Here is a 15363-nt window from a genome sequence, read left to right on the forward strand (position 1 = left end):
ATCCGGCGCGGGGTCGGACACGCGTGCCGTATTGCACGCCAGCGACCGGGCGAGGGCCGGCGCATTGTCGCAGGCGATCCCGGCCTGGGGTACGATCAAAGGTCCAACGGTCCCGGTGCCAATGATGCATGGCACGCCGCGGTGGCGGCACCCGTCGCGCCGCCGCCGATCCGTACTCCGCAATGCTTCCACGAATCCTTGCCTGGTTCCCGGTTTCACTGTGCGCGCTGTGGCTCGCCAGCGCGTCGGCGCATGCGCAACCAGCGCAGCCCGAACCCGACCCGTCCACGGTCACGGTGACCGCGGGGGACGCTCGCCAGGGCACGTTCAAGACGGTCCAGGGTGACGTCACCCTGGCGCGCGAGGCGTCACGCCACGCGGTCGTGCCGGGCGACCCGGTGTTCGCCGGCGATCGCATCCTGACCGGCGAGCGCAGCACCGCCGCGCTCACGCTGCGCGACGGCAGCGTGCTGTCGATCGGGCCGGGCAGCCAGTTCGTCCTCAGCCAGTTCGAGTTCGAGGCCACCACGCGCGAGGGCAACATGCTGCTGACCCTGGTGCAGGGCAGCCTGCGCGTGGTCACGGGGCTGATTGCCCGGCAACAGCCCGAGCAGGTGCAGGTGCGCACGCCCACGACCGTGATCGGGGTGCGCGGCACCGACTTCATCGTGGAGCAGGCGCCATGAGGCCGGTTCTCTTGCTTGCGCTGGCCGGTACCCTGCTGGCCGGCTGCGCGCCGGCCACGCGCGTCACCCTGCTGCCGCAGGAGCAGGCGCGCAGCGCGCTCGAGGTGCGCTCCGCCACGTCCCGCCTGGTGCTGGACCAACCCTACGAGCAGGCCGAGGTGCGCACCGACGGCGCGATCGATGCCACCCAGACCAGCGCCGAGCGCGTGCAGGCGCGCTATCGCGAGTTGCTCGCCGCGCAGCCCCCCGCGGCGCGCCCGTTCACGCTGTATTTCGAATCCGGCGGCACCCAGTTCACCCCCGAATCGCAGGCCGCGCTCGACACCGCGCTGGAACAGGCGCGCCAGCGTCCCGGCGGGGAAATCGTGGTCATCGGACACACCGACCGGGTCGGCACGACCGAGGCCAACGACGCGCTGTCGCTGCGGCGCGCCCAGGCCACGCGCGAAATGCTGATCCAGCGCGGCTTCGATGCGCGCCGCATCCAGGCGGTGGGCCGGGGCGAGCGCGATCCGGCCGTGGCGACCGAGGACGAGGTCGCCGAGCCGCGCAACCGGCGCACCGAGATCATCGTGCGCTGACACATCGGCATGCCGGACCCGAGCGCGCGCGCATGGCACCTGCTGCTGGCCGGCGCCAGCCTGGCGCTGGGCCTGCTCGCCGGCCGGGCCGACGCCGCGCCGCCGGCGTTCGAGGACACGATCGCGCAGCGCACCCTGGCCTGCACCGCCTGCCACGGCGAGCAGGGTCGCGCCGGGCCGGACGGCTACTACCCGCGCCTGGCGGGCAAGCCGGCCGGCTATCTCTACAACCAGCTGCTCAACTTTCGCGACGGCCGGCGCCACTACGGCCTGATGACGCGCATGGTGGAGCTGCTCAGCGACGACTACCTGGCCGAGATCGCGCGCCACTTCGCCGCCATGGACGTGCCCTACCCGCCACCGACGGCGGCCGTGCGCGCGGACCGCGCCGCCCTGGAGCGCGGGCGCCAGCTGGCCCTGCACGGCGACCCGGCGGCCCGCCTGCCCGCCTGCGCGCAATGCCATGGCCGGCACCTGATGGGGGTACAACCCCGATTCCCGGCCCTGCTCGGCCTGCCCGCGGATTACCTGACGGCCCAGCTCGGCGGCTGGCGCACCGGCCAGCGCCAGGCCCACGCCCCCGACTGCATGCGCGAGGTCGTGCGCCGCCTGAGCGACGCCGATGCCCATGCCGTGGTCACCTGGCTGGCCGGCCAGCCGGTGCCGGACGACCACGCGCCGGCGACGCAACGCCCGGATGCCTCGTCGCTGGCGCCCGACCTGGACTGCGGCGGCACGCCACTGGCGGGAGTCCGGCCATGAAGCGCCAACGCCGCTGGCTGCCGCGCGCTGTCCTGCTGCTGGCGCTGCTGGCCCTGCTGGGCGCCGGCGTGCTGTGGCAGCTGAATTTCAACGACGGCATCGACATCGACCAGGCCGTGCCGGCGGGTCCGGCCGATGCGGACGTGATCGCGCGCGGCGCCTACCTGGCCCGCATCGGCAACTGCCTGGCCTGCCACACGGCGCCAGGCGGCGTCCCGGGCGCCGGTGGCCGGGCCGTGCCCACCGAGTTCGGCACCGTGTTCGCCGGCAACCTGACCCCCGACGATGCAACCGGCATCGGGCGCTGGAGCGCCAACGCCTTCTGGCGCGCGCTGCACCACGGCCGTTCGGCCGACGGGCGCCTGCTGGTGCCGGTGTTCCCGTACACCCACACCACGCTGCTGGCGCGCGACGACGTGGACGCGCTGTACGCCTACTTCCGCAGCCTGCCCGCCACGCACGCCACGGTGCCCGCGCACGAGCTGCGCTGGCCCTTCGGCACCCAGGCCGCGCTCGCGGCGTGGCGCGCGCTCTACTTCCGCCCCGGCGCGCTGGTGCCCGAGCCGACGCAGGACGCCCGCTGGAACCGGGGTCGTTACCTGGTGCGCGCGGTGGCGCACTGTTCGGCCTGCCACGCGCGGCGCGACGCGCTGGGCGGCGCGGACTGGCGCGACCTGAGCGGCAACACGCTGCACGCCCTGGGCTGGTATGCGCCATCCCTGCACGATCCGGACGAGGCCGGCCTGGCCAGCTGGTCCAGCGCCGACGTGGCACGCCTGCTGCACACCGGGGTGGCGCCGGCAGGCCGCGCCAGCGGCCCGATGGCCGAGGTGGTCCTGCGCGGCACCCAGCATCTCGAGGCAGGCGACCTTGACGCGATGACCCACTACCTGCGGACGCTGGCGCCGACAGCTTCCAGGACAGCCGACCGGTCCACCATCTCCGGCCAGGCCCGCCTGGCGGAAATTGGTGCCCGGCGCTACGAACAGCATTGCGCGAGCTGCCACGGCGAGCGTGGCGAGGGGGTGGGCGACGCCTATCCGCCGCTGGCCGGCAACCGCGCGGTAACCCTGGCGCCAATCGACAACCTGCTGCAGGCCGTGCTGTACGGCGGCTTCAATGCCGCCACCACGGACTACCCGCGCCCCTTTGGCATGCCACCGTTCCTGCTGACCCTGAGCGACACCGAGATCGCGGCCGTGCTGACGCACATCCGGACCTCCTGGGGCAATGCGGCACGCGCCGTCTCGCCGCTCGAGGTGAACCGCGTGCGCGCGGCGGCAGCGCGCCCGGCCGCACGCTGAAGCGTCGCGGGCAGCGACCATGGGACCGCGCCGCGGCCCCACCCCGGGCCGGCTCGCCTCCCGCACCGCCGGACCCCGGACACCCCGAAAATCCACCCGAGTCGGATTTTTTTACATATACTTTCAATCTGAATCCGGCAGCGGGTTATCCCCGGACCTGGCACGAGGTGGCGCGGCCGCGCAGCCGCGCGCGAGGCCCGGGGCAACGCCGCGTGGCGCGACGAGGGGGGCGCGGCAGGCCCCGGCCAGTGCACGCGATCAACGTGGCCCAGGACCATGTCGACGCGGCGGGCGGGAGGCTTGCGGCGGGATTCGGCTGGAATCGAATTGGATGGCAACGTCGACACGCGCGCGACATCAGACACGACCCACAACAAGACAGGACAGGGACAGGGGCATGGTTTCGAGCTGGCTATTCGACCGCCTGCGCCGGCCGGGCGTGGTGGCCACGGAAGATGAGCCCTCCGGGCCCGACGCCGCCATGCCGCCGGAGGCGCAGGCGCCGTCCTGGCAGGACATGGTGCGCCAGCTCAGCGACGAGGTCACGACGCTGCTGCAGGCGGCCAGCGAGCAGCTCGGCCGGCTGGACCAGCTCGAACCGGGCCTGGTGCGCAGCCTGGCCCCGATCCACGACGCGGTGGAGCGCGCGCGCCAGGCCAGCATGGCGGCCCGCCACGTGCTGCGCCTGTGCGAGGACCCGCCGGCGCAACGGCGCGAGGTGCTGAACCTGGCCGACGTGGCGTACGCCGCGCTCACGGCGCGCGCCGAGTGGCTGCGCCAGCGGCGCGTGGGCGTGCGCCAGGCATTCGCCCAGGCCATGGTCTACGCCGACTCCAGCCTGCTCTACCAGCTGGTGGACGAACTGCTGCTGTGGGTCGGCCAGCTCGGCGCCGACATCAGCGTCAGCGTCGAGCCGGCGCGCGGCACGCACGGCCCGCGCCTGCAGGTGATCTCGCAGCGCCGGCCCTCGAGCGCGCCGTCCGCGGCCTGGCGCGGCGTGCGCTGGGTGCTGTGGCACCAGCTCGCACGCGCCCTCGGCGCGCGCTCCGAGCTCGACCTGCAGGACCAGCACGTGCGCGTCAGCGTGCACCTGCCGGCCGTGACCGAGGCCCAGCTGGCACGCTCGGTGGACGAATCCTTCGAGCCCAGCACGGTATCCGCGGTGATCCAGGGCTGTCGCGTGCTGATCGTCGCGGCCAGCGCCCAGCGTCGCGCCCAGTGCCTGCAGACCCTGGCCGGCTACGGACTCGTGCTGGACGCGGTGGCCGGCATGCACCAGGCGCAGCAACTGGCGCTGCAGCGCCTGCCCGACGCGGTGGTGTACGACCAGAGCCTGTCGGTCAGCGAGGTCGCGCGCCTGCGTCGGCAGCTGGCCGAGCATTCGGGCACGCCCGCCGCCTTCATCGAGATCCTGGACGAAGACGAAGGCGCGGATTTCCACACCTCGACCCAGGGCGCCGAATCCACCGGCCACGTGCGTGCGAGCGCGCTCGGGCACTCCCTCGGCCCGGCGCTGGTGTTCGAATTGTGCAAGGTGTTGTGAGCCCGAGCCGGTGTACGCGCCTGGTGCCGACCCCGGCCTGCGCGTCGTCCACGCGGACGAGGCCCTGCTCGTGCTGGACAAGCCGGCCGGCCTGCTGGCCGTGCCCGGACGCGGCCCCGACAAGGCCGACTGCCTGAGCGCCCGTGCCCAGGCCCGCTGGGCCGACGCGCTCGTCGTGCACCGGCTCGACCAGGCGACCAGTGGCCTGATGCTGCTGGCACGCGGCGCTCGCATGCAACGCGCGCTGAGCATGGCGTTTGCCGAACGCCGCGTGCAGCGCGACTACGAAGCGCTGGTGCACGGCCGGCTGCTGGGCGACGGCCTCGACGACTGGCAGCTGATCGACCTGCCGCTGCGCCTGGACTGGCCCCATCGCCCGCGCAGCCGCGTCGATCACGCGCACGGCAAGCCGAGCCGCACGCGCTGGCGCGCGCTCGGCTGGGACGCCGCCAGCGACACCACGCGCGTGGCGCTGCAGCCGATCACCGGGCGCTCACACCAGTTGCGGCTGCACCTGTCGGCCCTGGGACACCCGATCGTCGGGGATGCGCTGTATGGACCGGCTGGCGACCCGGCGCCACGCCTCATGCTGCACGCCTGCGCGCTGGGGCTGGCCCATCCGCTCACCGGCGACGCGCTCGACCTGCACAGCACGGTACCATTTTGAACCGGCCGGCGCCGGCAGCGGGCGCGGTAACAGGGCGCAACACCACGGCCGACAGTGCCCGCCACGCGCTCTTGCGGTCATACTCAGGCTGAGAGTGTGTTTCGTCCGAGTTTCGTCCGGTCGCCGGGCCACCACGCAGTGCGTGGCCCACGGCCCATCCAGGAGTCCTCATGAAAGCCAGTCGATCCCGAGACCCGTTCACCCCTCCGACCCGCCGCATGGCCCTGGCGCTGGGCGCCCTGGCGCTCGCGGGCTGCACGCTCACGCCGCTGGGCGCGCCCGAGCCGACCGGCTCCGGTGCCTTCGCCGATGGCCCCCGCATCGACGCCGCCACCGACGCCACGATCGCCCGCCTCTACCGGGTGGTGCCCGGCTCCCAGACGATGGTGGCGCAGTCGGCTGGCGTGCTGGTGTTCCCCGAAGTGATTGGCGGCGCCTTCATCATCGGCGCCCAGCATGGCCGGGGCGCCTTGCGCGTGGGTGGGCGCACCGCCGGCTACTACAGCACGACGGGCGCGTCGATCGGCTGGCAGGCCGGCGGCCAGTCCAAGTCCGTCATCTACGTCTTCAACACCCAGGACGCGCTGCGGCGCTTCCAGACCAGCCAGGGCTGGACCGCAGGGGTCGACGCCACCGTGGCGGCCGGCAAGCTCGGCGCCACCGGTTCGATCGACTCGCAGACGGCACAGCAGCCGGTGGTGAGCTTCGTGCTGAACAACGTCGGACTCGAAGCCGGCGTCTCGCTCACCGGCGCCAAGATCACCCGCATCGTGCCCTGAACCAGGCATGCGCCGGGGCCGCCCCGGCGCATGGGTTAGATTCCCCGCATGTCGAACCCCGTCCCCAGACACCTCACCGTCCTCACCGGTGCCTCCCGCGGCATGGGCCGCGCCATGGCCGAGCAGCTGCTGGCGGCCGGCCACGTCGTGCTGACCCTGGCGCGGCACGAGTCCCCGGCCCTGGCCGAACAGGCCGCAGGCCACGGCACGCCGCTGACGCAGTGGACGGTCGACCTGGCCGATGGCGCCAGCATCGACGGGCGCCTGCGCGAATGGCTGGACGCGTTCCCCGCCGACCACTTCGCCAGCGCCACCCTGATCAACAACGCCGGCGTGATCCCGCCAATCGTGCCGCTGCGCGACAGCCAGGCGCCCGACCTGCAGCAGGCGCTGCGCGTCGGGCTGGAGGCGCCGCTGCTGCTGACGGCCGCCTTCCTGGACGCGACGCGCGACTGGACGGGGCGCCGGCGCGTGCTCAACATCTCCTCCGGCCTGGGACGGCGGCCGATGGCCTCGCAGTCGGCCTATTGCGCCGCCAAGGCCGGCATGGACCTGTTCACGCGCTGCCTGGCGCTGGACGAGGCGCGCGAAGCCAACGGCGCGCGCGTCTGCTCGCTGGCACCCGGCGTGATCGACACCGACATGCAGGTGCAGTTGCGCGGCGCGGACGCGACCGCGTTCCCCGATCGCGCCAGCTTCGAACAACTCAAGCAGGGGGGCGTGCTGAGCAGCCCTCAGGACGCCGCGCGGCGCATCCTGGCCTACCTGGAACGGTCCGATTTTGGTGCCCATCCGGTGGCCGACATCCGTGATGCGGCGCCCTGAAGCCGGCACCGACGCGTGTCAACCATCGCAGCGTACTGTGCCGGCATTCCCACCCATCGTTTTCCAACCCGCCTTGAACCAAGGAGCATTCGATCATGAGCCGTGAAGTCGTCGTCGTCGCTGGCGTGCGCACCGCCGTGGGCAGTTTCGGGGGCAGCCTGAAGGACACGCCCACCGTGGACCTGGCAGCCGCCGTGGTGAAGGAGGTGCTGGCGCGCGGCCAGACCGAAGGCAAGGAGGTGGGCCACGTGGTGTTCGGCCACGTCGTCAACACGGAGCCGCGCGACATGTACCTGTCGCGCGTGGCCGCGCTCAACGGCGGCTGCCCGAAGGAGACGCCGGCCATGAACGTGAATCGCCTGTGCGGCTCGGGCCTGCAGGCCATCGTCAGCGCCAGCCAGTCGATCCTGCTGGGCGACTGCGACATCGCGATCGGCGGCGGCGCCGAGAACATGAGCCGCGCGCCCTATGCCAGCCTGGCCACGCGCTTCGGCGCGCGCATGGGCGACACCAAGATGATCGACATGATGGTCGGCGCGCTGCACGACCCGTTCCACACCATCCACATGGGCGTGACGGCCGAAAACGTGGCCCAGGAACACCACATCACGCGCGAGGAGCAGGACGCACTGGCGCTGGAAAGCCACCACCGCGCCGAACGCGCCTGGGCCGAGGGCCGTTTTTCCGGCCAGATCCTGCCCATCATGCTGAAGTCGCGCAAGGGCGAGGTCGCGTTCGAGAAGGACGAGCACTTCCGTGCCGGCGCCAAGCTGGAAGACTTCCAGAAGATGAAGCCGGTGTTCGTGAAGGAGAACGGCACCGTCACCGCCGGCAATGCCTCGGGCATCAACGACGCGGCGGCCGCCGTGCTGCTGATGGAAGCAGGCGTCGCCAAGGCGCGCGGCGCCAAGCCGCTGGGTCGCCTGGTCGGCTATGCACACGCCGGGGTCGAACCCAAGACCATGGGCATTGGCCCGGTGCCGGCCACGCAGCTGCTGCTCAAGAAGCTCGGCATGACGATCGGCCAGATGGACGTGATCGAGGCCAACGAGGCCTTCGCGGCCCAGGCCTGCGCCGTCACCAAGGGGCTGGGCGCCGACCCGGCCAAGGTGAACCCGAACGGCTCCGGCATCTCGCTCGGTCACCCGATCGGCGCCACCGGCGCGCTCATCACCGTGAAGGCGCTCTACGAGCTGCAGCGCATCCAGGGCAAGTACGCGCTGGTCACGATGTGTATCGGCGGCGGCCAGGGCATCGCGGCGATCTTCGAGCGCATGTGAGGCATGACGGCACCGCTGGCGCGGTGCCATGTCCCACCACGAGAACGGGGCGCCATGGCGCCCCGTTTTCATGACGGGAGCGCCGTCGTTACGTGGTCCACGGCGCGACCTGCACCATCGCCAGGTCCTCGGCATGCTCGACCAGCATCTTGCGCACGCGGTCCTGCCACAGCGCGCCGAAGCGTTGCAGCTGCTCGGGGCTGGCCTGGCCGCCGACCGCGAGCGGGATCAGGCCGCGCATCTCGCTCGGCCAGGGCACGACCGAGGCGTTGAGCTCGACCTGCACCGCCATGCCGGTGTCGCGGCGCCGGAAGCCCATGGCGCCGGGCACCGGCTGCTCGTAGCGCAGCAGCTCGTTGCGGCCGAAGCGCCCGCCGATGCCGTGAAAGCCGGTCTCGGGCGCGGCCCCGGTGACAAGCTGGGCCACGCTGGCCATGACGCCGGTGGCGCCGGCGTCGCGCGCGTCCGCCATGTAGACCTCGATCTCGCCGCGCACCGGCAGTTCGTCGTCATACAGCGCACGCAGCGCATGCAGCGTCATCAGCCAGGTGCCCGCCACCGTGGGGCAGGAATGGCCGGCCAGGCGCACGGCATCGACGTAGTGGTAGTGCATCAGGCCCTCGCGTGCCGCGCCCAGGAACTGGGCCAGCGGGTCGCGCAGCGTGATGCTGGGCGCGTCGGCGTAGAAGCTGGGGAAGTCCTCCCGCGGTGATTCCATGGTCATGCAGCCTGCCTCATTGTCTCGATGCCGGCATTATTCGAAAGAACGCTTGCCCCGGATGCCGGCAAGGTCGGGATGCATCACGGCAGGCCCGGCAGCGGCGCCTCGTCCAGGCCGGCGCAGTCGCTGGCGCCGTCGGCGCGCGGGCGCAGGAACACCGGCAGCATGAACGTGCTCTGCACGGCGAAGGCGGCGCACCACAGCAGCGCCGCCAGGCCCATCAACAGCTCGGTCGACCCTGCATAGGCGGCGGCACGCAACAACGCGGCGGCGACCAGCAGCGCCGCGCCCCAGGGCACCCAGGGGCGCCCGTCCTTCTCCAGGCCGCTGTGGGTGTAGCCGGCGATGCAGATGACGACGAAGATCGCCAGGCCAAGCGCGCCCACCGTCAGCACGTGCAGGCCGGCATTGGGGCTGAAGCCGCCGCCCAGCAGGCCGACACCGATCAGCGCGTAGCCCGCCGCCATCAGCGCGTAGACGGCATACAGCATCAGCGGCCAGCGTCGCATGAGCGGCCGGCCCACGTGCCAGTCGTTCAGCAGGCCGAGCACGGCTGCGGCAGCCGCCAGTGCCAGCCAGGCGCTGACGCGCCCGCCCGGTTGCCGGAATTCGGCCGCGGCGTAGAGGCCGATCGCCAGCAGCGCCAGGTTGCGCCGCGGCGGGCGCGCGAGGTAGGGGTCGCGCTCGCCGCCCTCGCGCGCCACCACCTCGTCGATGCTGGCGTTGACGATGCTCATCGAGATGCGGCTCATGGCGATCACGATCAGCGCCATCCAGGCACCCAGCAGCGCGTGCAGCCAGCGCATCGGCGCCACGCCGCGCAGGGCGTCGACGTAGAAGCCCGTGCCGAGCAGCGCCAGCACCGCCAGCGCCCACAGGAAGGAAACGTGGCGCCGGTCCGGGTCCTGCCACAGGCGCGGCGCCAGCAGCGCCATCAGGCCCAGCAGCAAGGCGAGCTGAGCCAGCCCGGCCACCACCAGCCCGGCGCGCGGCCACCAGCCGCTGCTCCAGAACCCCAGCCGCGCCAGCAGCCACAGGGCGACCAGCACGCGCACCGGCGCCGCGGCGAACGCCGGCGTGCGGGTGAACTCGGGCACCGAGGTCAGCACGAAGCCGGCCGCCGCCGCCAGCGCGAAGCCCAGCAACAGTTCGTGCGCGTGCCAGACGAAGGGCCCGCCGGGGACGGCCGGCAGCGGCCAGCCGAGCAGCAGGAAGCCGGCCCACAGCGCCATCAGCAGCCAGGCCGACAATGCCGCCAGGCCGAAGAAGGGGCGAAACGGGCACAGCCAGAGCTGGTGCGCCAGCGACCACAGGGCGCGCGGGTGCGCAGCGCCAGCGCTCACAGCGGCACCTCGCAGCCGTGGCCGGGTGCGCGCTCGATGTCGGCAACGGCTACGCCGGCGCTCAGGTCGGCCGGCAGGTTGGTGCGCACCGGCACCGCCGCCGGCAGTTCGGGCAGTTCGAAGGCCGCGCGCACGGCCGGCTGCACCAGCAGCAGGGCGGTCTGGCGGTGCACCCAGGCGTCGTCGCGCTGCGCCGGCGGCAGCGCCAGGTCGAGGCGCCAGCGCATGCGTGCCGGGCTGCCGGCCAGCAGCAGCACCTGGTCGGCCAGCTGCACCGCCTCCATCAGGTCGTGCGTGATCATCAGCACCGCCAGGCCGCGGCGCGCCTGCTCGGCCAGCAGCAGGCGGTGCATCTGCTGGCGCAGGCCGATGTCGAGCGCCGAAAACGGCTCGTCCAGCAGCAGCAGGTCGGGCTGCAGCACCAGCGCGCGCGCCAGCGCGGCGCGCCCCTGCATGCCGCCCGACAGCTGGGGCGGAAACTGCGCCAGCGCGAGGTCGTCCAGGCCCATGGCGTGGCCCATGGCACGCGCCGCCGCCAGGCGCTCGGCGCGGCCCACGCGGCGCGCCTTCAGGCCCAGCGCGATGTTGTCGAGCGCGGTCTTCCAGGGCAGCAGCTGGGGCTGCTGGAACAGCATGGCGGTGCGCGCGAAGCCGTTCTCGATGCGGCCCTCGCGCAGCGTCAGCAGGCCGGCGCACAGGTGCAGCAGGGTGCTCTTGCCGCTGCCCGACGGCCCGACCAGCGCCAGCGTGCGCCCGGCCGGCAGCTCGAGGTCGATGTGCTCCAGCACCTCGCGCGGGCCGAAGGCATGCGCCAGGCCGGCGACGCGCAGCACGGGCGTGGCGGCCGGCTTCATGGGGCCACCTCCTGCGCCGTGCCGTCGTCGCGCCAGCGCTCGACCTCGCGCTTGATCGGCTCCAGCAGCAGGTATTCCAGCGCCAGCAGCACCAGCACCACGGCGCCGATCCAGGCCAGCGTGGCCGGCATGTCGAGCTGGGCGCGGCTGGTCGCAAGCGCCGCGCCGACACCGGTGTCGGACGACAGCAGCTCGGCCATCACGACCACCTTCCAGCTGCTGCCCAGCGCCACGATCCAGGCCGGGAACAGGTAGGAGACGACGTGCGGCAGGTAGACGTCGAGCACGCGCATGTGCCAGGGCAGCTCGAACACGCGCGCCAGGTCGCGCCAGTGCCGGTCCAGCGTGCGCGCACCCTGCATGCCGCCGACGAAGACGATCGGGAAGCAGGCGATAAAGACGGTGAACACAGGCGTGCCGTCGCCGGTGCCAAACCACAGCATGGCCAGCACCAGCCAGGCGATCGGCGGCGTGCCCAGCAGCACCGTGACCCACGGCCGCGCCATCATCGACGCCGTCATCGACACGCCCGCGGCAACGCCGAGCGCGCTGCCCGCGGCCACAGCCAGCGCCAGGCCGATGAAGGCGCGCCGCGCCGTCACCGCCAGCGTCGGCCACAGCGTGCCGCCCTGCCCCATCCATTGCGCCAGGGTGTGCGCCGTCTCCAGCGGCGTCGGCAACACCAGCGGGCCGTAGACCGCCGCCAGCGCCTCCCACAGCGCGACCATCAGCAGCAGGCTGGCGATCGCGCCCCAGCCGCCCCAGAGGTAGCGCGGGATGCCGAGCAGCCAGCTCCTGAGCAGCGCCATGAACCCCGGACGAGCTCAGCCGTAGAACGCGGCGTCGGGCAGCTTGCCGCCCACCAGGCCGGGCTGGCCGTCGAGCAGCTGCTGGTAGAAGAACTCCAGCTCGGGCCGCGCCTCGGCCGCCGGCACCGCCTTCATGGTGGCGTGCGTGGCGCGCACCGCGTCGGCCACGCCCTCGGGCGTCAGCATGTCGACGTAGCGCGCCGCCATCTGGCCGCAGGCCTCGGGCTCGGCCTGGCACCAGGCCAGGGCCTCGGCGTGCGCGCGCTCGAAGCGCGCCAGCAGCGCGGCGTCGCCGGCCACGCTCTTGAGCGCGGTGATGCCGGCCTGCGGAATGCGCGGCGGACGCTTCAGGACGCGGCCCCACTCCACCTGTAGGTCCACGCTGCGGTACAGCTCGGGCGCGATCACCTTGACCGGAAAGGCATGGCTCTTGCGCAGTCCCATCGACACCGCCGGCTCAGCCAGCAGCGCATGGTCGGCTCGGCGCGTGATCAGCAGCTGCATGGCGTCGATCGGCGAGGCCACGTAGCGCAATTTGATGTCCTGGCCGATCGCCAGCTTCTCGCGCTCGCACAGCAGGCGGAAGATGATCTCGGGCATGTCGCCGCGAAACGGCATCACCACTTCCTTGCCGCGGTAGTCGGCCAGGGTCTTGAGATCCGGGTCGCGCGAGACCATCCACAGCAGGCCCCAGGTGCTGATGTCGAGCAGCTTCAGCGGCACGCCGCGGTTGTAGAGGTTGGCGGCCACGTTGCTCGGCATGGCGACGAAGTCGGCCGACTGCTCGATCGCGAGCGCGCGCAGCTGGTCCGGGTTCTTCCAGCTCGTGAACACCACCTCGCCCGCCACGCCCGCCAGTGCCTGGCTGTCGGCGATGCGCATGAGGGGATACGACACCAGGGCGAAGGGGCCGGAAAGCACGAGCTTCCGGGGCCGCTCGGGCGCGGCTTGCGCGCGCAGCGCCGGCGCCAGCGCCAGGCCGAGCGCGCCGGCTCCGGCCGCCAGCAGGCGGCGGCGCATCGGGCTTCCGGTTTTGAAATCAGCCATGTTCAGAACTCCCCTTCCCAGCTCACGCGCAGGCTGCGCCCGGGCGCGCGCGGCTCCATGCCGGGCAGGCCTTCGGCCAGGTGTTCGTGGTAGCGCTTGTCACCCAGGTTCATGATCGCGATGCGCAGCGACTGCTCGCGCCGATAGTGCCACGTGGCGCCGACATCGACCACGCCATAGCCAGCGGTAGGGTCTTCGCTGCCGCGCGTGAATCGCGTCGCGACCCGATCTTGCCGCCGCACCAGCAGGGCCCGCGCATCCAGCGTCCAGCGCGGCGCGACACGGCCTTCCCAGCCCAGCGCCAGGGTGTCGGCCGGCATCTGGAACAGCGGCTCGCGCAGGTCGCCGTTGGTGCCGCGCACGCGCGAATACGAGGCACTCAGCCAGTGGCCCGGATGCACACGCCAGCGCAGCCAGGCGTCGGCGCCGGTGAGCGAGGCGTGGCCCAGGTTGACGGTCTGCTTGCACGCCGCCGCCATGGCCGGGCCGCAGGCCGCGGCCGCGTCGGCGCCGGTGAGCTGCATGCCGGTGATGTAGTGGCTGATGCGGTTGCGCCACAGGGCAACGCCGTATTGCAGCGCGTCCGACTCGCCCTTGAGCCCGAGCTCGAACTGGGTCGCCTTCTCCGGCGCAACCTGCGGGCTGCCGGCCCAGTAGAAGCCGTCCTGGCGCGGGCCGTTCTGGTAGCGCTCGCGCAGGTCGGCAGCGCGAAAGCCGCGCGCCACGCTGGCGTAGGGGCGCAGCAGCGGGGTGAACTCATAGAGCACGCCGACGCTGCCGGACAGCGCGCTGTCGCTGCGATCCAGACCGCTGGTGACGCCGCCGTTGTTCAACGCCGCGGCGCGCCCGCGCACGGTGTCATGGCGCAGGCCGGCCAGGACCTTGAGCGCCCCGAACTGCATGTCGTCCTGCACATAGAAGCCCAGGGCCCGCAGGCGACCGTCGGTGAACGGCTTGTTGGGCGCCAGCACATTGAACAGCGGAGGCGCCGCGGCCCGGCTGTCCGGGTCGGCGTGCATCTGCCAGGCGTTGACGCCAAAGGACAGCAGATGCCGCGGATGGACCAGCCACTCGGCCCGGGCGTCCAGGCCGTCGGTGACGAAGCCGACGTCGGTGACCGAGATGTCGCGTGCCAGGCCATTCGCCCAGCCGTCGATCTCGCGCCGCATCTGCTGGCGATAGACCCGCACGTCCAGGCCCAGCGGCTGCGCCTGGCTGGCGCTGCGGTTGTAGCCCAGCTCGTAGAGGGTGCGTGCCTGCTTCGGAGAGTGGATGGTCAGGCTGCCGATGGCCGGCACCGGGTGCGGCCGGGTCGAGCCCGGATACCAGACGTCCCGGTCCTGCTGGCGCTGCAGCGACAGGCGCAGCTGCTGGTCGGCGTCGATGCGATAGCGGTACTGGCCGATCAGGGCGTCGGAATCGTAGCCGGTATGCGCCACGCGTCCGCCCGGGGCCCGGTAGTCGCGCGGACGCGCCAGCGAGGCGCCCAGCATCAGGGCATGGTCGCCCGCGCTGAAGTTGGCCACCGCCGCCCCGCGCGGCGCGCGGCTGGCCGAGTCGTAGCCCAGTTGCGCGCGCAGTTGCAGGCCGGTCTCGAAGCGCGCCTGCGGCAGGCGCACGTTGATGGCGCCACCCAACGCGCCGGTGCCGTAGAGCACCGAAGCCGGGCCCTTGACGACTTCCACGCGCTCGGCCAGGCCGAGCGACATGAAGGAGGCGATGGCGCCGGCCGGCTGGGCCGAGTTCAGCCGCATGCCATCGACCAGCAGCACCACGCTGTCCTTCTGCAGGCCGCGGATCACCGGGTTCCGGCCCTGGGCACCATCCAGGCTGACGGACAGGCCAGGCTGGTCGCGCAGCGCCTCGCCCAGGTTCTGAGGCTGGGTGCGCGCCAGATCCTCGGCGTCCAGCACGGTGGTCGCGATCGGCGTCTCGACATCGGTCGCGGCATAGCCCTTGGCCGTCACGTTGACGGTGGAGAGACTGGCCGCCGCGGGCACATCGACCGGCGCGGCCGCCGGCACCTGGGCCTGGCTTGCCGCCGCAGCCCCCAGCCCGGCCAGCAACCCAGCCACCTGCCGCGCCCGCCGGCGCGCCATTGACTCACTCATTCTCAACTCCAGGTTTCAGCAACCCTGGATGTTAATGAGAATGATTATCGT

Annotated in this window: 15 protein-coding genes; 9 read left to right on the forward strand and 6 right to left on the reverse strand. The window is 72.5% G+C overall.

Annotated elements, in window-relative coordinates; all coding sequences use genetic code 11:
• Positions 1-182 precede the first annotated feature (182 nt).
• From PKA16_RS04395 to bktB, 9 genes are all read left to right on the forward strand, one after another.
• Positions 183-686, forward strand: a complete 504-nt coding sequence (locus PKA16_RS04395; RefSeq protein ID WP_324400789.1) for a FecR domain-containing protein — start codon at positions 183-185, stop codon at positions 684-686.
• Complete coding sequence (locus tag PKA16_RS04400) at positions 683-1267, forward strand: OmpA family protein (protein ID WP_324400790.1); 585 nt, start codon at positions 683-685, stop codon at positions 1265-1267. The genes PKA16_RS04395 and PKA16_RS04400 overlap by 4 nt, the downstream gene beginning before the upstream one ends.
• Before the next feature lie 9 nt (positions 1268-1276).
• Positions 1277-2029, forward strand: a complete 753-nt coding sequence (locus tag PKA16_RS04405; protein WP_324400791.1) for a c-type cytochrome — start codon at positions 1277-1279, stop codon at positions 2027-2029.
• Positions 2026-3333, forward strand: a complete 1308-nt coding sequence (locus PKA16_RS04410; protein ID WP_324400793.1) for a cytochrome c — start codon at positions 2026-2028, stop codon at positions 3331-3333. The genes PKA16_RS04405 and PKA16_RS04410 overlap by 4 nt, the downstream gene beginning before the upstream one ends.
• A 397-nt stretch (positions 3334-3730) precedes the next feature.
• A complete protein-coding gene (locus PKA16_RS04415; RefSeq protein ID WP_324400795.1) occupies positions 3731-4876 on the forward strand; it encodes a hypothetical protein in 1146 nt (381 codons plus the stop codon).
• Positions 4877-4886: 10 nt separating this feature from the next.
• Positions 4887-5543, forward strand: coding sequence for an RluA family pseudouridine synthase (locus tag PKA16_RS04420; protein WP_324400797.1), 657 nt, complete (start codon positions 4887-4889; stop codon positions 5541-5543).
• 170 nt (positions 5544-5713) lie between these two features.
• Positions 5714-6322, forward strand: a complete 609-nt coding sequence (locus PKA16_RS04425; RefSeq protein WP_324400799.1) for a YSC84-related protein — start codon at positions 5714-5716, stop codon at positions 6320-6322.
• A 48-nt stretch (positions 6323-6370) separates the two neighbouring features.
• Entirely contained in the window at positions 6371-7147 is a 777-nt protein-coding gene (locus tag PKA16_RS04430; RefSeq protein ID WP_324400801.1) for an SDR family NAD(P)-dependent oxidoreductase, read from the forward strand.
• 95 nt (positions 7148-7242) lie between these two features.
• Positions 7243-8427 carry a beta-ketothiolase BktB gene (gene bktB / locus PKA16_RS04435; RefSeq protein WP_324400803.1) on the forward strand — a complete coding sequence of 395 codons (1185 nt, stop codon included), beginning with the start codon at positions 7243-7245 and terminating at the stop codon, positions 8425-8427.
• 88 nt (positions 8428-8515) lie between these two features.
• Here the strand turns inward: bktB and PKA16_RS04440 are convergent, their stop codons facing one another.
• The 6 genes from PKA16_RS04440 to PKA16_RS04465 all read right to left on the reverse strand — a co-directional run bounded on the left by PKA16_RS04440 (position 8516) and on the right by PKA16_RS04465 (position 15312).
• Positions 8516-9151, reverse strand: coding sequence for a hypothetical protein (locus PKA16_RS04440; RefSeq protein ID WP_324400805.1), 636 nt, complete (start codon positions 9149-9151; stop codon positions 8516-8518).
• Positions 9152-9228: 77 nt separating this feature from the next.
• Positions 9229-10491 carry an NnrS family protein gene (locus PKA16_RS04445; RefSeq protein ID WP_324400807.1) on the reverse strand — a complete coding sequence of 421 codons (1263 nt, stop codon included), beginning with the start codon at positions 10489-10491 and terminating at the stop codon, positions 9229-9231.
• Positions 10488-11345: an ATP-binding cassette domain-containing protein gene (locus tag PKA16_RS04450; RefSeq protein WP_324400809.1), complete on the reverse strand. Its 858-nt coding sequence runs from the start codon at positions 11343-11345 to the stop codon at positions 10488-10490. Before PKA16_RS04450 ends, PKA16_RS04445 begins: the two co-directional genes overlap by 4 nt.
• Complete coding sequence (locus PKA16_RS04455) at positions 11342-12154, reverse strand: ABC transporter permease subunit (RefSeq protein ID WP_324400811.1); 813 nt, start codon at positions 12152-12154, stop codon at positions 11342-11344. The genes PKA16_RS04450 and PKA16_RS04455 overlap by 4 nt, the downstream gene beginning before the upstream one ends.
• A gap of 15 nt (positions 12155-12169) precedes the next feature.
• Positions 12170-13201, reverse strand: a complete 1032-nt coding sequence (locus PKA16_RS04460) for an ABC transporter substrate-binding protein (protein ID WP_324400813.1) — start codon at positions 13199-13201, stop codon at positions 12170-12172.
• 2 nt (positions 13202-13203) lie between these two features.
• Entirely contained in the window at positions 13204-15312 is a 2109-nt protein-coding gene (locus PKA16_RS04465) for a TonB-dependent receptor (protein WP_324400815.1), read from the reverse strand.
• Positions 15313-15363: the final 51 nt, after the last annotated feature.

The sequence above is a fragment of the Ottowia sp. genome, from assembly GCF_035325765.1.
Classification (GTDB): Bacteria; Pseudomonadota; Gammaproteobacteria; order Burkholderiales; family Burkholderiaceae_C; genus Ottowia.

Bases quoted from the DNA above. Each gene is read 5' to 3' on its own strand.
- PKA16_RS04395 (WP_324400789.1), top strand. From the start codon at position 183: ATGCTTCCACGAATCCTTGCCTGGTTCCCGGTTTCACTGTGCGCGCTG.
- PKA16_RS04400 (WP_324400790.1), top strand. From the start codon at position 683: ATGAGGCCGGTTCTCTTGCTTGCGCTGGCCGGTACCCTGCTGGCCGGC.
- PKA16_RS04405 (WP_324400791.1), top strand. From the start codon at position 1,277: ATGCCGGACCCGAGCGCGCGCGCATGGCACCTGCTGCTGGCCGGCGCC.
- PKA16_RS04410 (WP_324400793.1), top strand. From the start codon at position 2,026: ATGAAGCGCCAACGCCGCTGGCTGCCGCGCGCTGTCCTGCTGCTGGCG.
- PKA16_RS04415 (WP_324400795.1), top strand. From the start codon at position 3,731: ATGGTTTCGAGCTGGCTATTCGACCGCCTGCGCCGGCCGGGCGTGGTG.
- PKA16_RS04425 (WP_324400799.1), top strand. From the start codon at position 5,714: ATGAAAGCCAGTCGATCCCGAGACCCGTTCACCCCTCCGACCCGCCGC.
- PKA16_RS04430 (WP_324400801.1), top strand. From the start codon at position 6,371: ATGTCGAACCCCGTCCCCAGACACCTCACCGTCCTCACCGGTGCCTCC.
- bktB (WP_324400803.1), top strand. From the start codon at position 7,243: ATGAGCCGTGAAGTCGTCGTCGTCGCTGGCGTGCGCACCGCCGTGGGC.
- PKA16_RS04440 (WP_324400805.1), bottom strand. From the start codon at position 9,151: ATGACCATGGAATCACCGCGGGAGGACTTCCCCAGCTTCTACGCCGAC.
- PKA16_RS04450 (WP_324400809.1), bottom strand. From the start codon at position 11,345: ATGAAGCCGGCCGCCACGCCCGTGCTGCGCGTCGCCGGCCTGGCGCAT.
- PKA16_RS04455 (WP_324400811.1), bottom strand. From the start codon at position 12,154: ATGGCGCTGCTCAGGAGCTGGCTGCTCGGCATCCCGCGCTACCTCTGG.
- PKA16_RS04460 (WP_324400813.1), bottom strand. From the start codon at position 13,201: ATGGCTGATTTCAAAACCGGAAGCCCGATGCGCCGCCGCCTGCTGGCG.
- PKA16_RS04465 (WP_324400815.1), bottom strand. From the start codon at position 15,312: ATGAGTGAGTCAATGGCGCGCCGGCGGGCGCGGCAGGTGGCTGGGTTG.